The organism is Psychrobacter sp. CoH-33_TS_01 (assembly GCF_058189395.1).
In genome coordinates this window covers 1-241 of sequence record NZ_JBVGQI010000094.1, presented here as the reverse complement: position 1 = coordinate 241, position 241 = coordinate 1, and the positions used below count along the sequence as shown (strand labels likewise).

Sequence of the window (241 nt, the reverse complement as noted above, 5' to 3'; positions counted from 1 at the left end):
CGTCATCGCCGGCATGGTGCGCAAGGTCGGCGGCTTCACCTTCCAGGAGCTCAACCTGACGGTGGAGGACATCCGCGACACCGGCGCGGTCGGCGCGGACCTGTCCTACGACTTCATCAACCGGCCCGCGTACCACCACGCCCTCGCGACCGGCGACACGGAGTTCCTGCGGCTCACGCTGCGCACGTCGCTGGAGCTCGGCGTGGAGCCGGCGAGCCTGGTGCACGGCCTGCAGAACCAC

General features: G+C 70.1%; 1 protein-coding gene. It reads left to right on the top strand.

Translation table 11 applies throughout. From position 1 onward, the window contains the following. Positions 1-241: hypothetical protein (locus ACZ2XM_RS15675; protein WP_490619042.1), on the top strand; the 241-nt coding region annotated here is incomplete at both ends.